At 73.4% G+C, this 17,626-nt stretch carries 19 protein-coding genes; 16 read left to right on the top strand and 3 right to left on the bottom strand.

The features are described from left to right. Positions 1-2: 2 nt before the first annotated feature. Both OH804_RS10690 and OH804_RS10685 read right to left on the bottom strand, forming a co-directional pair. A complete protein-coding gene (locus OH804_RS10690; RefSeq protein WP_406064724.1) occupies positions 3-1,130 on the bottom strand; it encodes an FUSC family protein in 1,128 nt (375 codons plus the stop codon). A 427-nt stretch (positions 1,131-1,557) separates the two neighbouring features. After that, positions 1,558-2,187: a TetR/AcrR family transcriptional regulator gene (locus OH804_RS10685; protein WP_196923240.1), complete on the bottom strand. Its 630-nt coding sequence runs from the start codon at positions 2,185-2,187 to the stop codon at positions 1,558-1,560. A 66-nt stretch (positions 2,188-2,253) separates the two neighbouring features. Between OH804_RS10685 and OH804_RS10680 the strand changes: the two genes are divergently transcribed. Next, the gene (locus OH804_RS10680; protein WP_406064722.1) at positions 2,254-3,417 is read left to right on the top strand and encodes an FAD-dependent oxidoreductase; all 1,164 of its coding nucleotides are present in this window, start codon (positions 2,254-2,256) and stop codon (positions 3,415-3,417) included. Here the strand turns inward: OH804_RS10680 and OH804_RS10675 are convergent. Then, positions 3,387-3,851 carry an NUDIX domain-containing protein gene (locus tag OH804_RS10675; RefSeq protein WP_196923242.1) on the bottom strand — a complete coding sequence of 155 codons (465 nt, stop codon included), beginning with the start codon at positions 3,849-3,851 and terminating at the stop codon, positions 3,387-3,389. The two genes, OH804_RS10680 and OH804_RS10675, sit on opposite strands and share 31 nt — an antisense overlap. Positions 3,852-4,021: 170 nt before the next feature. Here OH804_RS10675 and OH804_RS10670 point away from each other — a divergent pair, with 170 nt between their 5' ends. The 15 genes from OH804_RS10670 to OH804_RS10600 all read left to right on the top strand — a co-directional run bounded on the left by OH804_RS10670 (position 4,022) and on the right by OH804_RS10600 (position 17,588). Then, positions 4,022-4,801 (top strand): LppM family (lipo)protein, encoded by a 780-nt coding sequence (locus OH804_RS10670; protein WP_406064719.1) that lies wholly within the window; start codon positions 4,022-4,024, stop codon positions 4,799-4,801. A gap of 146 nt (positions 4,802-4,947) precedes the next feature. Next, positions 4,948-5,292, top strand: coding sequence for a hypothetical protein (locus tag OH804_RS10665; protein ID WP_141909604.1), 345 nt, complete (start codon positions 4,948-4,950; stop codon positions 5,290-5,292). Positions 5,293-5,303: 11 nt separating this feature from the next. Continuing rightward, complete coding sequence (locus OH804_RS10660) at positions 5,304-5,912, top strand: glycine zipper family protein (RefSeq protein ID WP_406064717.1); 609 nt, start codon at positions 5,304-5,306, stop codon at positions 5,910-5,912. Beyond that, on the top strand, positions 5,909-6,607 hold the full coding sequence (locus OH804_RS10655) for a carboxypeptidase regulatory-like domain-containing protein (protein ID WP_196923246.1): 699 nt from the start codon (positions 5,909-5,911) through the stop codon (positions 6,605-6,607). Before OH804_RS10660 ends, OH804_RS10655 begins: the two co-directional genes overlap by 4 nt. 23 nt (positions 6,608-6,630) lie before the next feature. Continuing rightward, a complete protein-coding gene (locus tag OH804_RS10650) occupies positions 6,631-7,890 on the top strand; it encodes a phage tail sheath family protein (RefSeq protein ID WP_406064715.1) in 1,260 nt (419 codons plus the stop codon). Between the two features lies 1 nt (position 7,891). Continuing rightward, entirely contained in the window at positions 7,892-8,374 is a 483-nt protein-coding gene (locus tag OH804_RS10645) for a phage tail protein (RefSeq protein ID WP_030327509.1), read from the top strand. A gap of 1,075 nt (positions 8,375-9,449) precedes the next feature. Beyond that, a complete protein-coding gene (locus tag OH804_RS10640) occupies positions 9,450-9,791 on the top strand; it encodes a hypothetical protein (RefSeq protein ID WP_406064713.1) in 342 nt (113 codons plus the stop codon). Next, entirely contained in the window at positions 9,791-10,675 is an 885-nt protein-coding gene (locus tag OH804_RS10635; RefSeq protein WP_196923249.1) for a hypothetical protein, read from the top strand. The genes OH804_RS10640 and OH804_RS10635 overlap by 1 nt, the downstream gene beginning before the upstream one ends. Further along, positions 10,672-12,264: a contractile injection system protein, VgrG/Pvc8 family gene (locus OH804_RS10630; RefSeq protein WP_196923250.1), complete on the top strand. Its 1,593-nt coding sequence runs from the start codon at positions 10,672-10,674 to the stop codon at positions 12,262-12,264. The genes OH804_RS10635 and OH804_RS10630 overlap by 4 nt, the downstream gene beginning before the upstream one ends. Further along, positions 12,264-12,602: a hypothetical protein gene (locus tag OH804_RS10625; protein ID WP_196923251.1), complete on the top strand. Its 339-nt coding sequence runs from the start codon at positions 12,264-12,266 to the stop codon at positions 12,600-12,602. Before OH804_RS10630 ends, OH804_RS10625 begins: the two co-directional genes overlap by 1 nt. Continuing rightward, positions 12,599-13,033 (top strand): GPW/gp25 family protein, encoded by a 435-nt coding sequence (locus OH804_RS10620; RefSeq protein WP_124823053.1) that lies wholly within the window; start codon positions 12,599-12,601, stop codon positions 13,031-13,033. The genes OH804_RS10625 and OH804_RS10620 overlap by 4 nt, the downstream gene beginning before the upstream one ends. After that, entirely contained in the window at positions 13,030-15,708 is a 2,679-nt protein-coding gene (locus OH804_RS10615; protein WP_406064711.1) for a putative baseplate assembly protein, read from the top strand. The genes OH804_RS10620 and OH804_RS10615 overlap by 4 nt, the downstream gene beginning before the upstream one ends. Beyond that, on the top strand, positions 15,689-16,204 hold the full coding sequence (locus OH804_RS10610; protein ID WP_406064709.1) for a phage tail protein: 516 nt from the start codon (positions 15,689-15,691) through the stop codon (positions 16,202-16,204). Before OH804_RS10615 ends, OH804_RS10610 begins: the two co-directional genes overlap by 20 nt. Then, the gene (locus OH804_RS10605) at positions 16,201-17,130 is read left to right on the top strand and encodes a hypothetical protein (protein WP_406064707.1); all 930 of its coding nucleotides are present in this window, start codon (positions 16,201-16,203) and stop codon (positions 17,128-17,130) included. The genes OH804_RS10610 and OH804_RS10605 overlap by 4 nt, the downstream gene beginning before the upstream one ends. Continuing rightward, on the top strand, positions 17,127-17,588 hold the full coding sequence (locus tag OH804_RS10600) for a hypothetical protein (RefSeq protein ID WP_406064705.1): 462 nt from the start codon (positions 17,127-17,129) through the stop codon (positions 17,586-17,588). The genes OH804_RS10605 and OH804_RS10600 overlap by 4 nt, the downstream gene beginning before the upstream one ends. Positions 17,589-17,626 lie beyond the last annotated feature (38 nt).

Raw genomic sequence — 17,626 nt, 5'->3', positions numbered from 1 at the left:
CGTCAGACCGGCGGGAGGCCGAGGGCGTCGTCGACGCGGGCGAGGACGGCGGCGTCGTCCTCCGGGTTGACCCCGCGCAGCAGGTCGATGGCAGTGGCCCGGACCTGACCGATGATCATCGCCAGGGGGAGGGTCTGCGTGGAGCCGAAGAGCTGCCCGGCGGTGTGCACCGCGGCCAACGCCGACTCGTCGGCCCGGGTGGCATGCTGGTCGGCGGTCTCCTCCTCCTGCCCGTTCAGGTCGGCGGCGAGTGCGGCACCGGCCTGACGGACCGCCTCGGCCAGTGACCGCAGGGCGGCACCCAGCTCGGGCGGGGCCGGGGCGTGCAGCCGGCTGAGGGTCACGCCCGCACGGGCCAGCACCCGGACGTTGCGGACCGCGTAGTCGATCTGCCGGATCGACTCGTCCACCGAGCGCAGGCGACCGATGTGCCGGCGTCGACGGACGTTGAGCCGCAGCGCCTCACCGGCGGCCAGCACTCCGTCGCGCAGCCCGTCCACCCGGGCGTCCATCCCCCGGGCCTGCCTCAGCGCGGCGACCGCCGCCGGCTCGTCGCGGTCGTCCAGCGCGTCGGCGATCCCGCCCAGCAGCCCGGCCAACTCGTCGAAGGTCCGCCGCACCTCGGCGACCAGCGGGGCCAGCGGATGCCGGGCGTCGACCAGCAGACTGGCCGCGAGCGCAACCGCGCCGCCGACCAGCGCGTCGACGAAGCGGAACGGCACCAACGACCCGTCCGGCGGTGCGACCACCACCAGGTAGAGCGCGGAGACCGCCGCCTGCACCAGCGTCACGCCGGTGGCGCCGAAGGCCACCGCGAGAAGGACGGTGAGCAGGATGACGGTGAAGACCGTCCAGGTGCTGCCCGGGCCGAGCGCCTGCACCACAAGGTCCGCGACGAGCACCCCGGCGGCGACCCCGAGGACGACCTCGACCGCTCGGCGGATGCGCTGCCCCCGGGCCTGACCGAGGACGATCAGCGCGGCGGCCGGCGCGAAGAACGGCTGCGGGTGCCCGAGCAGCCGGGTGGCCAGCAGCCAGGCCACGGTAGCCGCGACGGTCGCCTCCAGCACCGGCCGCCAGCCGTGCCGCAACCGCCCGCCGGCCGTCCGCAGGCCGCTGAACCGCACCATCGCCCAACCTCTCCCGCCCCCGCCGGCCGGCCCGCCGCGCTCCGGCCCGACGCCAGGCCGCCAGCTCACCACACTCGCCACCCGCTCACGCCGGCACACCGCCGACCCGCGACACCACACCACCGCACCGCCGCCGCCGCATCACGCACGGCACCGTCAGGTCGCAACAGACACTCGCTCACGGCGGCACACCGCCAACGCGACACCACGCCGCAGGTCTCCGGCAGCATGGAGTCCGCTCCCCCTTTCGAGCTGATGCCGTAGACGCATCAGGCTCGATGTCGTAAACGATTCAGCTCCAAAGGGCCGGCCCATGGCACCATGCCGCGGCCCACGGCATCCCTGGGCGATCGTCTCCCATCACGCGCCGGACCTGATCACCGGGCCGCTCCCCGCCCCTGCTCGACGACGACCAGCGGCGGTCGGGTCAGGTTCCGGTGAGGGCGCGCAGCAGCGTACGGACGGCAGCGCTCAGGTCGGCGCGGCTGGCCGCGCTGCCGGGCTGTGGGGCGCTGAGCGCGCCCGCGCCGGCCAGTCGGTCGAAGAGCAGCCCGTCCACGAACGCGACGAACTGGTCGCCCTGCCGCTCGGGGTCGGTCGCCCCGGCCCGCGTCAGCAGGTCCCTGGCCTGCACCCGCAGGCCGGTGCCGTGCTGCAGGATGCCGCGCAGCTCGGGCCGGTGCACCGCCTCCAGCAGGCAGGCGTAGCGGGCGAGGCTCCGGCTGCGTCCGACGCTCAACCAGCGGTCGAGCACCTCGGCGACGCCGGCGGCGAGCGCGTCGAGGTCGTCGCCGTCGAGCCGGGGGGCCGGCGTCGGGGGTGGCGGGCCGGTCGGCAGGTCGTACGCCGCCAGGTCGGCCCGGTCCCGCTCGGCGAGCCGTCCCACCACCGCCTCGATCAGGGCCTGACGGGTCCGCAGGTACGCGGAGGTGGTGCCCGGCGGCATCCCGGCGCGGGCGTCGACCGCCCGGTGGGTCAGGGCTCGCATGCCACCGTCGGCGATCAGTTCGATGGCCGCGTCGGTCAGCGTCGCGATCCGGTTCGCCCGCGCCGTCATGGCACTCCTCCTTTCCGGGGTCCGCAGGTAGTATCGCTCTTCTACAGATGTAGAAGGAGGATCGCCATGGACGACTCACACGCGGTGGTGGTGGGCGCCGGCATCGGCGGGTTGAGCGCGGCGCTCGCCCTGCACCGGCACGGCTGGCGGGTCACCGTGCTGGAGCGCGCCCCGGAGCTGCGTGAGGTCGGCGCCGGCCTGAGCCTGATGGCCAACGCCGTACGCGGGGTGGACGCCCTCGGCCTCGGCCCGGCCCTGCGCCGGGGTGGAAACGGCGAGGCGCCCGGTGGAATCCGCAACCGGCACGGGCGGTGGTTGTCCCGGGTGGACGCCTCGGAGATGATCCGGCAGCTGGGCACCACGGCGCTCGGCGTGCACCGGGCCACGCTGCACCGCACCCTGCGCGAGGCCCTGCCCGCCTCGTCCCTGCACACCAACGCCACAGTGCAGCACGTCGAGTCCGGCCCGGACCGCGCCGAGGTGCGCTACCAGGCGCCCGACGGCCCGCACACCCTCACCGCCGATCTGGTGGTCGGGGCCGACGGCCTGCGCAGCCAGGTCCGCACCCAGCTCTGGCCGCAACACCCCGGCCCGGTGTACGCCGGTTCGACGACGTGGCGGGCGGCCATCGCGTTTCCCGATCCGATCCCGGCCGCCATCACCTGGGGGCCGGGAGCCGAGTTCGGCATGGTGCCGATCGGCGACGGCCAGCTCTACTGGTACGGCGCGCTGAACGCCCCGCCCGGCGGCCAAGCCCCCGACGAGCTGGCGGCCGTGCGGGAGCACTTCGGCGAATGGCACGACCCCATCCCGGCGCTTCTCGCGGCAACCCCACCCGACGTCGTGCTGCGCAACGACATCCACTACCTGGCCGAGCCGCTGCCCTCGTACGTGCGGGGTCGGGTGGCGCTGCTCGGCGACGCCGCTCATCCGATGACACCCAACCTCGGGCAGGGCGCCGGGCAGGCGATCGAGGACGCGGCGGTGCTCGGCGCGGTCTGCGCCGGCGGCGCCGAGGGAGTGCCCGCCGCCCTGGCCGCGTACGACGAGCAGCGTCGACCACGCAGTCAGTCCGTTGCCCGTGCCTCCTACGTCGCCGGGCGGTTCGGACAGCAGCTGCACAACCCGATCGCCTTCGCGATGCGGACCATCGCGTTGCGACTCATCCCGGGCCGGGTGGCCCTGCGCAGCATGGCCCGCTACGCGGACTGGCGACCGCCGGCGGGCTGAGCCGGCCCGGCGATCCGGCCGCTGGCCAGGGCGGCGTACTCCGCTGAGGCGAGGAACTCGGTCAACACCTCCACGGTGCCCGGCGTCCACTGACGACCGTCGAGCACCTCGGCACCGGGAACGAAGAGCATCGCGGCACCCTCGCCGAGCACCACGTCCTCCTGCCGGGCCCGGGTGCTGCCGAGGAAGTAGTGCTTCACCCGGTCCAGCTCGGGCAGCGTCTGCACGGCGACCGGGTGCAGTGGCCCGTCGGCCCGCAGGCCGGTCTCCTCCCACAGCTCCCGTTCGGCGGTCTGCTCCGGCGTCTCCCCCGGCTCGCCGTGGCCGCCGGGCAGCCCCCACACGTTCGGGTGGTGCGTCGCGTCGCCGTCACGCAGTTGCAACAGCAGTTGCCCGTCGGGATCCACCAGCATGACGCACGCGACAATTCTCATCCGACCAGACTACGGCCGACGAGGAACCGTCGTGGCCCCAAAGCTCCAGAATAGTCATTCCGGTCGTCGTCGGGGCTAATCAAAGGCGACAGTGCGCCGGTACAATCGGCGACTTCGTTGTGACCGATCGCTGACTGCTGATGGTGAAAGCGATCACACACACTGAGCCCATGAACAGGAGAGTCAACCGCGGCAGGGCACTCCGCGTCGCGGTGTGCCTCCTTCTTCTCGCCGCGCTGAGCGGCTGCATGCAACTCAACATGGGGTTGACCGTCAACGCCGACGACACGGTCGACGGGCAGCTCCTGCTGACGGCCCAGAAGTCTGTGCTGACCGCCCGGAACAAGAACATCCCGCTGGCCTTCGCGGAGTTGCGGCAGAACATCCCCGCCCTACCGGCGGGCGAGGAGACCCTCTACCAGGACGACACTTTCTACGGCTCCCAGATCAGTTACCGCAAGGCGCCGCTGGCCGGTTTCGACACCGAGAGCGTGAAACTGGTCAGGGATGGCGATCTGTACCGCTTCACGTTGCCGCTCGACCCGAAAAAATATGGCGGAAAGGTCGCGGAGCAGAATCCGCAAAACCAACAGGCGTTCCTCAAGCTCATGTCGTTCGAGATCTCGGTGACATTTCCCGGCCGGGTGATCGACAGCAATGGCACCGTCAACGGCCGTTCGGTCAGTTGGAAGGTCGACCCCAACCAGGAGAAGCCGGCCGAACTGCGGGCCGTGGCCGAGGCGCCACCTCGACCGTCCACCTCGCCGGTTGCCGCCGGCGAGGAGGACGACGGGTTCCCCTGGCTGCTGCTCGTCGGCGGTGTCCTCCTCCTGCTGGTGCTCGCCGCGGTGGGCGTACTCCTGGTTCGCCGCCGTCACCCCGCGGCGCCGGCTGCGCCCGGTCCGACCCCGTCGCCGGGCCCGCCCGCCGGCGCCCCGGGGCCCGGCTGATCCATCTGGTGGCCGGCTCAGCCGGCCACGCCCGGCCCCGGCCGCCCCCGAAACGACGGCGACCGGTCCCGGTGCTCCCCCGCGGGGCACCGGACCTCACCACCACCACTACATCCCGGTCGCACCATCGCAGAAGGGGGATCGTCATGAACGATCTCTTCACCTGGGCAGCCCTGGGGACCATCGCCGGCGCGAGCGCCGCCACCCTGCTGGCCACCAACGTCATCGGCGGGCTGCTTGGCCCGAGCGGCGACAAGCTCCGCAAGTGGATCGCCATCGCCATCGCGTTGCTGCTGTCCTACCTGACCGCGGCGTTCGCCGACGACGCCGGCGGCGAGAAGTGGGTCATCGCGTTCTTCAACGCGCTGGTCATCTTCTCCGCCGCGCTCGGCGTCAACCAGTTCCCGCCCGGCAACCGGCAGGCGACCCAACCGTCGCCGACCCAGGTCGCACAGGGTCGTGAACCCCGAGTCTTCCGTTCCTGGGTCTGAGGGGTGTCGTCATGGTCTTCGGAATTCTCAGCGCGGCCGTTCAGGTCGGCTTCGGCGCCCTGCTCGGCTTCCTCGCCGGTGGCCCCATCGGGCTGCTGATCGGCGCCGTCGTGGGCCTGGTGGTCGGCGCGGTCTTCGGCTGGTCGGTGGCCTCCGCCGGGGTGTACGCCTCGGACGCCCGCGGCATCTTCCTCTTCGTCGTCGACCACACCTGGAGTCTGCTCAACACGGTCGTCGGCGCCATCTACCTGACCGTGCACCTGATCTTCGGGCACTCACTGGACCGGCCCACGTCACTGAACAGCGGTCGGGTCAGCGTGGTGGAGGGGGTCTCCCCCCGGTACGCCACCACCATCGGCACCGTCTGCGCCGGCTCCAGCTCGGGCATCCAGCGGCACGAGGACGTGCACATCTTCCAGGGTCGCCTGCTCGGGCCGCTCTACATCCCGCTGGTGCTCGCCAACTACGTCCTGTTCACCATCGCGCCGGTGTGGCTGCTCTACCACGATCACACCAACGCGCCGATCAACCGCTTCACCCGGTACTTCGAGATCGGCGTCTACCCGCACGTGTGGAACGAGGCCATCGCGTACCGGATCCAGGGGACGCCGCCGCGATGAGCACCCACGGGCGCGGACCGATCGAGACCGCCACCGCCGAACTGGTCGCCTGGGTGACCAGCGCGGCGGGGGAACCCGTCCCGGTCGGTCCGCCCCGCCCGTGCGACGACGCCGACGGGCTCACCCTCTGGCCGATGGAGCTGCGCCCGGCCCGCCAGACCCGCTCCAGCGGCGCGGTCCGCGAACCGTACCGGTTCACGGTCCGCCACCTGCTCTGCGTGACCGGGCCGGCCGGGTTGCCCCGGCTGGACCGGGTGCTCACCGCCGCGACCAGCGACGGCAGTTACCCGGTCGTGCTGGAGGCCGGCGACCACCCACTGTGGACGGCCTTCGGCACGGCACCCCGACCGGCGCTGCTGATCGACGTGGCGGCGCAGGTGGACCACCCGACTCCGGCCGCGCCGCCGGTGCTGCAACCGCTGCGGTTGCGGCAACTCGACGTGCGCAGTCTCGGTGGGCGGGTGGTCGGCCCCCAGGAGCAGCCACTGGCCGCGATGCGGGTCGAGCTGCCCGCCACCGGGTCCGCCACCCGCACCGACACCGAGGGCCGGTTCCTGATCGTCGGCGTCCCGCACGACCCCGAGCACCCGAGCCCGGTACGGCTGCGGCTGACCGGACGCGGGCTCGTCCTCACCGCCGACGTCGACCCGGCCGAGGACGACATCGTCATCGTCTGCGCGCCACCGACCCACTGACACCCACAGGCACAGGAGGACCGATGCCCAGTTACTTCTCCCCCGGCATCTATGTCGAGGAGGTCCCCAGCGGCGCCCGACCGATCGGGCCGGCGAGCACCAGCATCGCCGCCTTCGTCGGCGTCGCCCCGGACCGCGGCGCCCACCTGGGCAAGGCGGTGCCGGTCAACAACTGGACGGAGTTCCTGCGGCTCTTCGCCGGTGGGGAGCGGGTGGAGAGCACCCCGCTGGCCCGGGCGGTCTTCGGCTTCCTGGACAACGGAGGTGCCCGCTGCTGGGTGGTCAACGTCGGCGAGGGTGGCGCGATCACCGGCACCGGGCAGCGGCGCGGCGGCCTGCAACTGCTGGAGGCCGTCGACGAGATCTCCATCATCGCCGCGCCCGGCTTCCACGACGTGGTGTCCCACGAGGCGCTGCTCAGCATGGCCGAGCGCACCCGCACCATGGTCGCGATCTGCGACCCGGCACCGGACATCGACGACATCTCCGCGTTGACCCGGGTCGCCACGCCGTCCTCCGGCAAACCCCCAAAGCCCGCCGAGGGTACGGGCAGCGGCGCGGCCGGCCCCGGTGGCGGCGCGGCCCAGCCGGGCGGCTCCGGCGGCCACGAGGGGGCCGCGTACCGGCCGCGACAGTCCGAGTTCGGCGCCTTCTACTACCCCTGGCTGCGGGTCCGCGACCCGATCAGCGGCGAGTTGGAACTCACCCCGCCGAGCGGGCACCTGGCGGGCATCTGGGCCCGCACCGACGCCCTGCGCGGGGTGCACAAGGCCCCGGCCAACGAACCCGTGCGCGGCGCCGTCGACCTGGGTTACCTGGTCACCCGACCGGAACACGACGTGCTCAACCCCAAGGGCGTCAACGTGATCCGCTACTTCGCCGGCGAGGGCATCCGCGTCTGGGGCGCCCGTACGCTCGCCGCCGAGGCCAGCGAGTGGCGCTACCTCAACGTCCGACGCCTCAGCATCGCCATCGAGCAGGCCATCGCCAACGGCACCCGGTGGATGGTCTTCGAGCCCAACGACTTCACTCTCTGGCGTTCGATCCGGCGCGACATCGGGGCGTTCCTCACCCGGGTGTGGCGGGACGGCGCGCTGCTGGGACGCAGCCCCGAGGAGGCGTTCTTCGTCAAGTGCGACGAGGAGACCAACCCGGTGGACGTCCGCGACGCGGGCATGGTGATCGCCCACATCGGCATCGCGGTCGTCAAGCCCGCCGAATTCGTGGTGTTCAAGCTGAGCCAGTGGGCCGGCGGCACCGAGACCGAGACGATCGGAGGCTGACATGCCCACCACCGCCACCCCGCAACCCGGGGCCCCGGTCGACCCGTACCGGGCGTACAACTTCCGGCTGCTCATCAACGGCGTCACCAACGGCCACTTCACCGAGATGACCGGCCTGGAGGTGAACATCCCCGGGCAGCCGTACCGGGAGCACGGCCTGGGTCGGATGCGGATGGTGCCCGGTCAGGCAGAGTACGAGCCGGTGACGCTGCACTTCGGCCTCACCGCCTCCCGCGAGTTGTGGGACTGGGTGAACGCCACCGCCCAGGGCACCCTCAACCGCCGCAACGTCTCAGTGGTGCTGCTCGACTCGGTCGGCACCGCCGAGGTGCTGCGCTGGAACCTGATCGACGCCTGGCCGACCCGGTGGCGCGGCGCGCACCTCAACACCCTCAGCCACGAGATCGCCATCGCCTCGCTGACCCTGCGCTACGAGGGCCTGGAGCTGGAGACCGGCGGTGCCACCGCGCCGACGCCCGCGTAGCTGGCTGGCCGGCCGGCTGCGCTCGGCGGCCGGGGCGGTGCAGCGCCTCGCCGGGCGGGTCGAGCCCGCCGGCCACCTTTCGCCGCCGTCACAGGCGCCCGTGGCGACACCACGCCGTTTCGGGGAGCCTCCGCAGCACTGGCTGGACCTTGTCGCCGCCCACGCGCCCGGCCTCCTGCACGACCTGGACCTCGACCCGCCCGGTGCGGAACCGACGGAGGGGCGCGATGAACCCGCCGGCGGCCCCGGCTTCGGCGATCGGCTCGATCAGGACGGTCCGGACCGGTGGACCGCGGTGACCCGACCGGCGCAGCCCGTCGGGGAGGACGCCGGGTTCCCCGCCGACTCGATGGATGGTCGTGCCCCCGGCACCGTGGGTCGTCGTGCCCCCGGCACGGTAGGTAGTCGGCCCGGCCGCGCAACCAGCACGAGTGGGCCTGGCCTGGCCGGGGACCCCGACGGGCGTGGCCGCGCGGCGTCCGCCACGCGCGCCACGGTGGGTGACGGCGCAACGGTGGACACGGCGTACGGGGTCGACGGGCCGGAGATGGCGACCGGGGGTGGAGGGCCGGACGGGTCGCACTCGACGAGCGAAACCGGGAGGTCGGCGCACCCGTCGAGCGCAGCCGACCGGTCCGGCGGCCCAGGCATGAGCGGTGCCGGCCCGCGGGGCAGCAGCGACGCCTTCGCCGTCGCGCTGACCGCCGAGGTACCGCTCGCGTCGGATTGGGGCCGACGTTCGCCGGGCCGGCTGCTGGACGGTTGGCGTCTGCGTCCGCCATTCGGACGGGTCGCCGCGACAGGACCGGCGCGGGACGGCACCCCGGCCGCCGACTCGAGAGGGCTGCCCCGAATCGGGGAGCCAACCTCCCCGGCGAGCCCTCCGACCCCCACCGCCCATACCGCCCCTGTCGAGATCTTGGAAGATTTCGGCCCTTCCAGGGGCACTTACCTTCCAAGGTCCACGACTGACTCCGCCGGCGTCGCCGGGGCGAGTCCCGACCGGGGGGTGGGTCGGCACGGGCGGTCAACTGTCGGCGAGGCAGACACAGGCTGGGGGTCGACCGAGGGCGGAATGACGGCGGCCGGCGGCGTGGCGGTGACCGGCGACGGCCTGTGGCCGGCCCTTCCGGACGATCGGGCACGGTCGGGGCAGCGGGTCGGCGAGCGATGTGGACCAGGCGCCAGAGACCGGAACGGGTCAGCCGCGAGGGCCGCAGGTGCCGCGTGGACTGGCTCGGCGCACCGCGATCCGGGCGTCGGGCGAGGGCCGGAGAGCGCGGCGTTCCAGGCCGACACGACGGCGCTCGACCCGTGGCCGGCGCTGCCCGACGACACCGCACTCTGGTCGGTCGCCGGTGCGGCGGTGGACACCGCCCAGCTGACCCGGCTGGACCGGGAACAGGCGGGCGACTGATGGAACGCGTCGCCTTCCTCATCGACTCCTCCGGCGAGAGGGTGGACTGCCTGCTCAACCCGGAGACCGTTCAGGTGACCCGGCTCGCCGGCGTACGCCAACGCGGTGCCGGTGGCGGGCAGCTCACCGGGGCCGGCCTGGCCGACGACCCGCTGGTCTTCACCGGCGGTGGCCGCACCGAACTGGTGCTCGACCTGCTCTTCGATGTCGACTTCGTGGAGGCGCAACTGCGTCCGGCCGACGTCCGGGTGCTCACCCGTCCATTGTGGATGTTGGCGGAGAACTCCACCGCCGAGCACGGTTGGCTGCGACCGCCGCTGGTCCGGTTGGTCTGGGGCAAGACCTGGAACGTGCCCGGTGTGATCATCGCGGTGGCGGAACGGTTCGACGCGTTCACCGGCACCGGGTCGCCGCGACGGTCCTGGCTGCGGCTCAAACTGATCCGCGCGGCAGAGACGGCCGATCAGGCCGAGGCCGGCTTCGCCGAGGAGTTGGCCGCCGCGAGCACACCGACCGCCGCGCCGGGCAGCGCGGTGATCGCCGCCGGTGACGGGGCGGCCGAGCCGGGTCGTTCGGGTGTGCGCTTCGACCTGCTGGCCAACGACGCGCTCGGCTCGCCGCTGCGGTGGCGACTGCTGGCCGAACACAACCGGATCACCGATCCCCTCGCCGTGCCGGCCGGCACCACCCTCGCCGTCCCACCGGCTGCCGGCACCGGCGGCGGGTCGACCATCGGCGGAGCGGTGACCGGGCTGGCGCGGGCGGTGGCCGGTGCAGTGGGCGCGGGAGCGTCGTCCGTGGGCGCCTCGATCGCCGGCACGCCGCGGGACGCGGCCGTCGGCCCGACCGCGAGTGGTTTCGGAAACCCCGGCGGTACGCCGTGACCAGCATCGCGCCCCGGGCGTTGATCGTCGCACTCGACGGTGCCGAACTGGTCGGCGCGGCCCGTCAGCGGGTCCGCTCGCTGCGGGTGGCGGCCCGCCTCGACCAGCCCACCCAGGCCGAGCTGGTGCTCGCCACCACGGTCGGGCCCGGCGCGCTCGACCCGGCGGTACGCCCCGGCACGACGCTCGACGTACGGCTCGCCGACCACGCGGACGCCCTGTTCACCGGTGAGGTCACCTGCGTGGAGGTGGAGTACGCCGCCGACGGGGCGGCGGTGCTGCGGCTGCGGGCGTACGACCCGCTGCACCGGCTGCGCAAGCGGCAGGGGCTGCGGGTCTTCACCTCGGTGACCGCCGTCGAGCTGGCCCGGGAGCTGTGCGGCGCGGTGGGGCTGGCGGTGACCGCCGAGGCCGACGGCCCTCGGTTGGAGCGGCTGCTCCAGCACCGGCACAGCGATCTGGAGTTGCTGCGCGAGGTGGCCGGCCGGGCCGGGCTGCACCTGGTCGCCGACGGCGACGGCGTCCGGCTGGTCACGCTCGCCGGCTACGGGGAGCCTGTCGCGTTGACGCTCGGCGCGGAGGTGCACACCCTGCGGCTGTCCACCAACACCGACCAGGCCAGCGGCGCCAGCGCGGCCCTGGGCTGGCACCCGCAGCGGGCCGAGGTGATCAGCCAGCAGGTCGACGAGGCGCGCTGCGGCCGGCCCGCCGAGGACCGCCCGGACCCGGCCGACGTGGGTGCCGACGGCGTTCGCACCGCCGTGGACCAGCCCGGACGCAGCGACGACGAGTTGGCCGCGCTGGCCCAGGCCCGCCTGGACACCCGGGCGGCGACGCTGGTCACGGCCGAGGGGGTGACCGAGGGCGATCCGGCGCTCCGGCCAGGCCGCCGCGTCGACATCGGCGGGGTGCCCGACCCGGTCTCCGGGACGTACGTGCTGACCGAGGTGGTGCACACGGTGGACGGCAACGGGCACCTGACCCGTTTCTCCACGGTGCCGCCGGCCACAGCGGCCACCCCGACCGGCGGGGCGGTGGTCACCCTCGGCACCGTCACCGACGTCGCCGACCCGGACGGGCTGGGCCGGGTCCGATTGACCCTGCCGGCGTACGGGGACCTGGACGCCGGTTGGCTCGCCGTGCTCTGCCCAGGGGCGGGGCCGGGCAAGGGCCTGGTGGCGCTGCCCGATCCGGGTGACACCGTGCTGGTGGTGCTGCCCGGCGGCGAGCCGGCCTCGGGCATCGTGCTCGGTTCGCTGTTCGGCGCCGTCGAGCCGTACGACGCGGGCATCGACGACGGAAAGGCCCGCCGCTGGACGATGCGCACCGCCGGCGGGCAGTCGATAGTCGTCGACGACGTGCGGCGCAGCCTGCGGCTGGCCACCGAGGGCGGCAGCTTCCTGGAGTTGACCCCCGACCTGGCCACCCTTCACGCGGCGTCCGACCTGGTGATCTCCGCACCCGGCCGGGCCATGGTGGTACGCGCCCGCAGCGTGGACTTCCTGCACGCCGACTCGACCGAGGACCCGACCACCGCGGCGGAGCAGGCCCGTTCGCTCGCCCGCGCCCACCACCAAGGAGGCGGCTGATGCGCTGGATCCACAGTGACTCCGTGATCACCTGCGATCACGACGGCCGGGTCGAGAACCGACCCTCGCGGCAGTGGGTGACGGTCACCGGCGTGCCCGTGCTCGTCGACGACGACCCGGAGGGACGCACGATCACCGCCTGCCCGAACTACGGCCCGACCATCAAGCCGTGCACGACGACGCTGACCGTCCGGGTCGGCTACAGCGACTGGCTCCGGATCGACGGGCACCGGGTGGTGCTGTCGCACCTGGAGGGGTTCACCAACGGCACACCGCCGGGGCTGGTCAAGCACACGGTGCGCGACCCCCGCCAGCAGTTCCTGGGGGCGGACCGATGAGGGCGTTCCGCTTCGTCGGCGCCGGCTTCGACGCCGGCCGTACCGGCGGGTTGGCGCTCACCGCGGCCGGCGGCCTGGCGATGACCGAGGGCGACGAGAGCGTACGGCAGGCGCTGTTCCTGCTCCTGTCGACCACGCCGGGCGAGCGGCTGATGCGACCCGGGTACGGCTCCCGGCTGCACCGGTTGGTCTTCGCGCCCAACGACGACACCACTGCCGGTCTGGCCATCCACTACGTCCGGCAGGCCATCGCCCGGTGGGAGCCCCGGGTCGAGGTGATCGACGTGGACGCCGGGCCGGACCCGGACGACGCGTGGCGGTTGGTGATCCGGTTGGACTACCGGGTGCGGGCCAGCCTGACACCTGGGCAACTGGTCTTCTCCGTGGACCTGCTCCCGGCCGACGAGCCCGCCCAGGGAGGACCCTCATGACGCTGCCCGTGCCGCACCTGGACGATCGCGGCTTCCTCGACCTGGTCACCGAGGCCCGGGAACGGATCCGGCAGTCCTGCCCGGCGTGGACCGACCTGTCCGCGCACGACCCCGGCATGGCGCTGGTGGAGACGTTCGCGCACCTCACCGAGGTGATGATCTACCGGTTGAACCAGTTGCCGGAGAAGGCGTACGTCTCGTTCCTGAACCTGCTCGGGGTCACCCGGCACGCGCCGACAGCGGCCTGGGCGGACGTCCGGTTCACCCGTACCGGCACCGACCGCGGCGCGGTCCGGATCCCGGCCGGGCTGCGGGTCGCGGCGGCCCGGGGCGCGGACCCCCGGCCGGTCGTGTTCGTCACCACCGAACCGACGCTGCTGCCCGCCGACGAGACGTCGGTGACGGTACGGATGCACCACTGCGAACCGGTCGAGGCAGAGCTGCTCGGGGTGGGCACCGGCCAGCCGGGGCAGGTGCTGCGCGCGGCGCACGCGCCGCTGACGCACACCGCCGAGGCACTGGACCTGCTGCTCGGGGTGGAGGTGCCGGCCGGCACTGTCGAGCTGGGCGCGGCGGCCCGCGAGCACGACGGTCGCACGTTCGAGATCTGGCAGCCGGTGGAGAGCTTCGCCGGGCTCGGCCCGCAGGCCAAGGCGTACCTGGTCGACCGCTGCTCGGGCACTGTCATCTTCGCCCCGGCCCTCGACCTGCGGGCCCCCGCCGGGGCGACCCCGCCCGGCGAGGTCACCGCCGACACGGCCACGCCGGCGAGCACTGTGACAGTCGCGGCGGTGCCGCCGGCCGGACGACAGATCCGGCTCTGGTACCGCGCCGGTGGCGGACCCACCGGCAACGTGGCGGCGGGCACCCTGACCAGCCTGCGCGACCCACTACCCGGGGTACGCGTCGACAACCCCGCCCCGGCGGCCGGCGGCCGGGAGGTGGAGGCGCTGGAATCGGTGCTGCTGCGCGGCCCGTACGAGTTCTTCGCCCAGCAGCGCGCGGTCACCGCCCGCGACTTCGAGGTCCTCGCGACCAGCTCCGGCGCGGTGGCGCGGGCGCGGGCCTTCACCCGCGCGGCGGTGTACAGCTTCGCCCGGCCGGGTGAGGTCGAGGTGGTGCTGGTGCCGTACGTGCCGGAGGCGGCCCGACCGGGCGGTCGGCTGCCGGTGGCGGTGCTGCGCGAACACGAGGTGCCCGAGGCGCGGCACCGGGTCGAGGCGGACCTGGAGGAACGCCGGATGGTCGGCATCCGCTCCCGGGCCAGCTGGGCGCGGTTCAAAGCGGTGTCGGTGCGGGCCCGGGTGGTGGTCCGTCGCGAGGAGGACGTGGACGCTGTCCGTCGCCGCATCCACGACCGGCTGCACCAGACGTTGAGCCCGCTGCCCACCGCGCTCAACCCGACCGGCTGGCCGTTCGGCGAGCCACTGCGGGCGTCCAACGTGTACCGGCTGCTGGAGCACGCCGAGCCGGGGGTGCGCTACGTCGAGTCGGTACGGTTCGTGGTCGACGAGGCGCCCGACGCCGACGTCCGCGCCCTCGCCGTGGACCAGTACCAGCCGCGCACCTGGTACGCCGGGCGCGGCCCGGTGCTGTTCCGCTCCAGCAACGGCGGCGCGGGTTGGGAACCGGCCGGTCGCTTCGACGACGAGACGGTGCTGCGGGTGGCGCCCGCACCTGCCCCGGTACGGCCGGGCATCGTCGCCCGTCCCGGCTCGGTGGCCGTGGTGACGCTTCGCGAATCGGGTGGCTCCCGGGTGCACCTGAGCACCGACCTGGGTGATACGTGGTCGCTGCTCACCGACCTGGATTCGCGGATCACTGACGTGGCCTGGCTGGACCGCGACGGCGCGGGCGCGCTGCTGGTGGCCACCGACACCGGCCTGTACGAGGTGTCGCTGCTGCCCGGGGCGGTGCCGTTGCAGATCCTGGTCGACCCGTCCGACGCCGACCGGGGCTTCTACGCGGTCCGCACGTTCGTCTCCGAGCGGGGCGCGCCGGGCGTTGCGGTGGCGGCGCAGGCCAGCTTCGGGGTGTACCTGTCGACCAGCGGTGGCCGACCCGGCAGCTTCACCCACGTCGGTCTGGCCAACGTGGACAACCGGGTCCTCGCCGTGCAGTACGACGGCCCGGCCACCCTGCTGTGGAGCGGCGCCGGCGAACCGGACCCGAAGAAGCCCGGCCAGGGCTGCCATCGCACCCGGCTGTTCGAGTCCGACGTGAAGTGGCAGGCGATGCAGGCCGGGTGGATCGGCGGCACCTGCCGGGACCTCGCGTTCGCCGGTCAGCAGGCGGTGGCGGCCACGCAGAGCGGAGGGGTGCTGCGGCTGGACACCCTGGCCGCCCAGCCGCAGTGGCAGGCGGTGTCGGTCAACTGCGGGTTGCCGTTGCGGGACCGGACCCGGTTCGTGCCGGTCGACGCCATCGCGGTGAGCGGCCCGACGGCCGGCGGCGCACCGGCCGGCAGCGCAACCGCCGGCGGCACCGGCGCGACGGAGCGGCTGATCCTGGCCAGCGGCGAACGTGGCGTGCACCGCAGCGCCGACGCCGTCACCTGGACGCCCAGCGCCAACCAGGCCACCGCCGATGTGGTGACCGTCCCGGATACCTGGCTGCTCTGCTCCGGCGAGCACGACATCGAGGTGGTGCGCCAGGATGCGACGCTCGGCGATTGAACGGCTGCTGCCCGCCGCCTACCAGCGGGCCTGCGTGCCGGGCAGCGTGCTGTGGGCGCTGCTGGACGTGATGGAGGGCCTGCACGCCCCGGACGAGGCGATCCTCGCCGAGGTGGATGCGCTGTTCGACCCGTACCGGGCACCGGACGGGCTGGTGGTGCGGTTGACCCGCTGGGTGGCGATGGACCACGTGGTGGCCTCGCCCCGGCCGGACACCCCGCTGCCGCTGCCGGTGGGTCGGCTGCGCGACCTGGTGGCCAACGCCGCCCTGCTGGCCCGCTGGCGCGGCACCCCGTACGGATTGCGCCGGGCCCTGGAGCTGGCCACCGGGATGTCGGGCTTCGCCATCGACGAGCCCGCCGAGCGGGCCTTCCACGTCGTGGTGCGGGTGCCGGTCGCCGCCGCCGATCAGCTCGCCGTGATCACCCGCATCGTCGAGGCGGAGAAACCCGCCTCGGCCACCGTCGAGATCGTCCTGGAAGAGGAGTCGCCATGACCACCGAGTGGGCGGTCGTCGCCGCCGCCGAGCAGTTCACAGTCGACCCGCGCAACAGCGGCGAGCTGACCTTCACCGTCTCCAACCCGGGCAACGCGCCGGACACCGTGGTGTTCGACGTGGCGCCCGGCGACGGCTCCCAGCGGGCCTGGTTCACCGTCGCCGAGCCGCAACGGGTGGTACCCGGCCAGGGGTCGGTGTCGTTCCTGGTCAAGCTCGCCGTGCCGGCCGGCACCCCGCCCCGCCGCTACGACATGACCGGGTTCGCGTACTCGGCGAACACCGCGCCGGAGGAGAGTTCCCGCTCCAGCGGCCGGGTCACCTACGAGGTGCGGGCGGTCGCGCCGCCACGGCGTACCCCGTGGTTGTGGATCGCCGCCGCCGCGGCGTTGGTGCTGGTGGTGGTCGCCGTGGGGGTGGTGTTGCTGACCCGCGACGGCGAGCCGGCCCCCGGCGAGCCGCGGGTGGTCACCGTCGAGGCGGAGAGCCTGGTGGAGGGCGCGGTGATCAAGTCGCCGCAGAACAGCAAAGCGGCCGTTGGCGCGCAGCCCAACTGCTGCGGGGTGACCTGGTCCGGTGACAAGCAGCTCTTCTTCACGGGGCTGGCGATCGGCGATCAGGTCACCGTGACGGTGCAGATCCCGGCCGACGGCACCTGGCGTTTCGCCACGGTACGGACCACCGCCCTCGACTACGCCAACACCGTCTTCGCCATCGACGGCAACCAGGTCGGCGGCACGTTCCTCGGCTTCACGCCGACTGTGCGAAAGACCGAGTTCCTGGACGTCGGCACGGTCCGGCTCACCAAGGGCCCCCACCAGGTCACCCTGCTGGTGGTCGGCAAGACGCAGGGCACGAACTCCTACTTCGCCGGGGTGGACACGTTCCGGTTCACCGAGATCCTGGCGCAGGCCGTGGCGCGATGAGTGGTCGGCAGAAAGCCCTGCTGGGGCTGCTCGCCGTCCTGCTGGTGGCGCTCTTCGTGGTCGCGGTCGGCGCGGGCCGCGACGACAGTGGTGATCCGGGGGCCCGGAACGGGTTCGTCGACCGGTTGGGCGCGCTGGCCGGCGAGCGGTCCGCTGTGGATCCGGCGACGGTCAGCGCCGACTGCGCCGACGAGACGGGTCGGCTGGCGTTCTCCGGCAACTGCCTGGTGCGGGTGGCGGACCCCGGCGGACTGCGCACGCTGGTGCTGCGCAGCACGGCCCGGTTCACTGTCGTCGCCCCAGCTCCCGGGGACGCCGACCTCACCATCCGCGACGAGGTCGAGCCGGCGGCGGACGGCACCGGCGCGGTGGCGAAGATCGCCGTCGACCAGGCCACCGAGGTGGGCCTGGTCTGCCCCGGCCTGGGCGGTTGCACTGTCGTCGTGACCACCTCCTGAGTCGTTCCTGGCCCCACCCGGACTGGAAAGGAAGGTGC

This window comes from Micromonospora sp. NBC_00860, from assembly GCF_045207375.1.
Taxonomy (GTDB): Bacteria; Actinomycetota; Actinomycetes; order Mycobacteriales; family Micromonosporaceae; genus Micromonospora; species Micromonospora vinacea.
The sequence above is the reverse complement of the archived record's forward strand: the minus strand, read 5'-3'. Positions and strand labels throughout refer to the sequence as shown.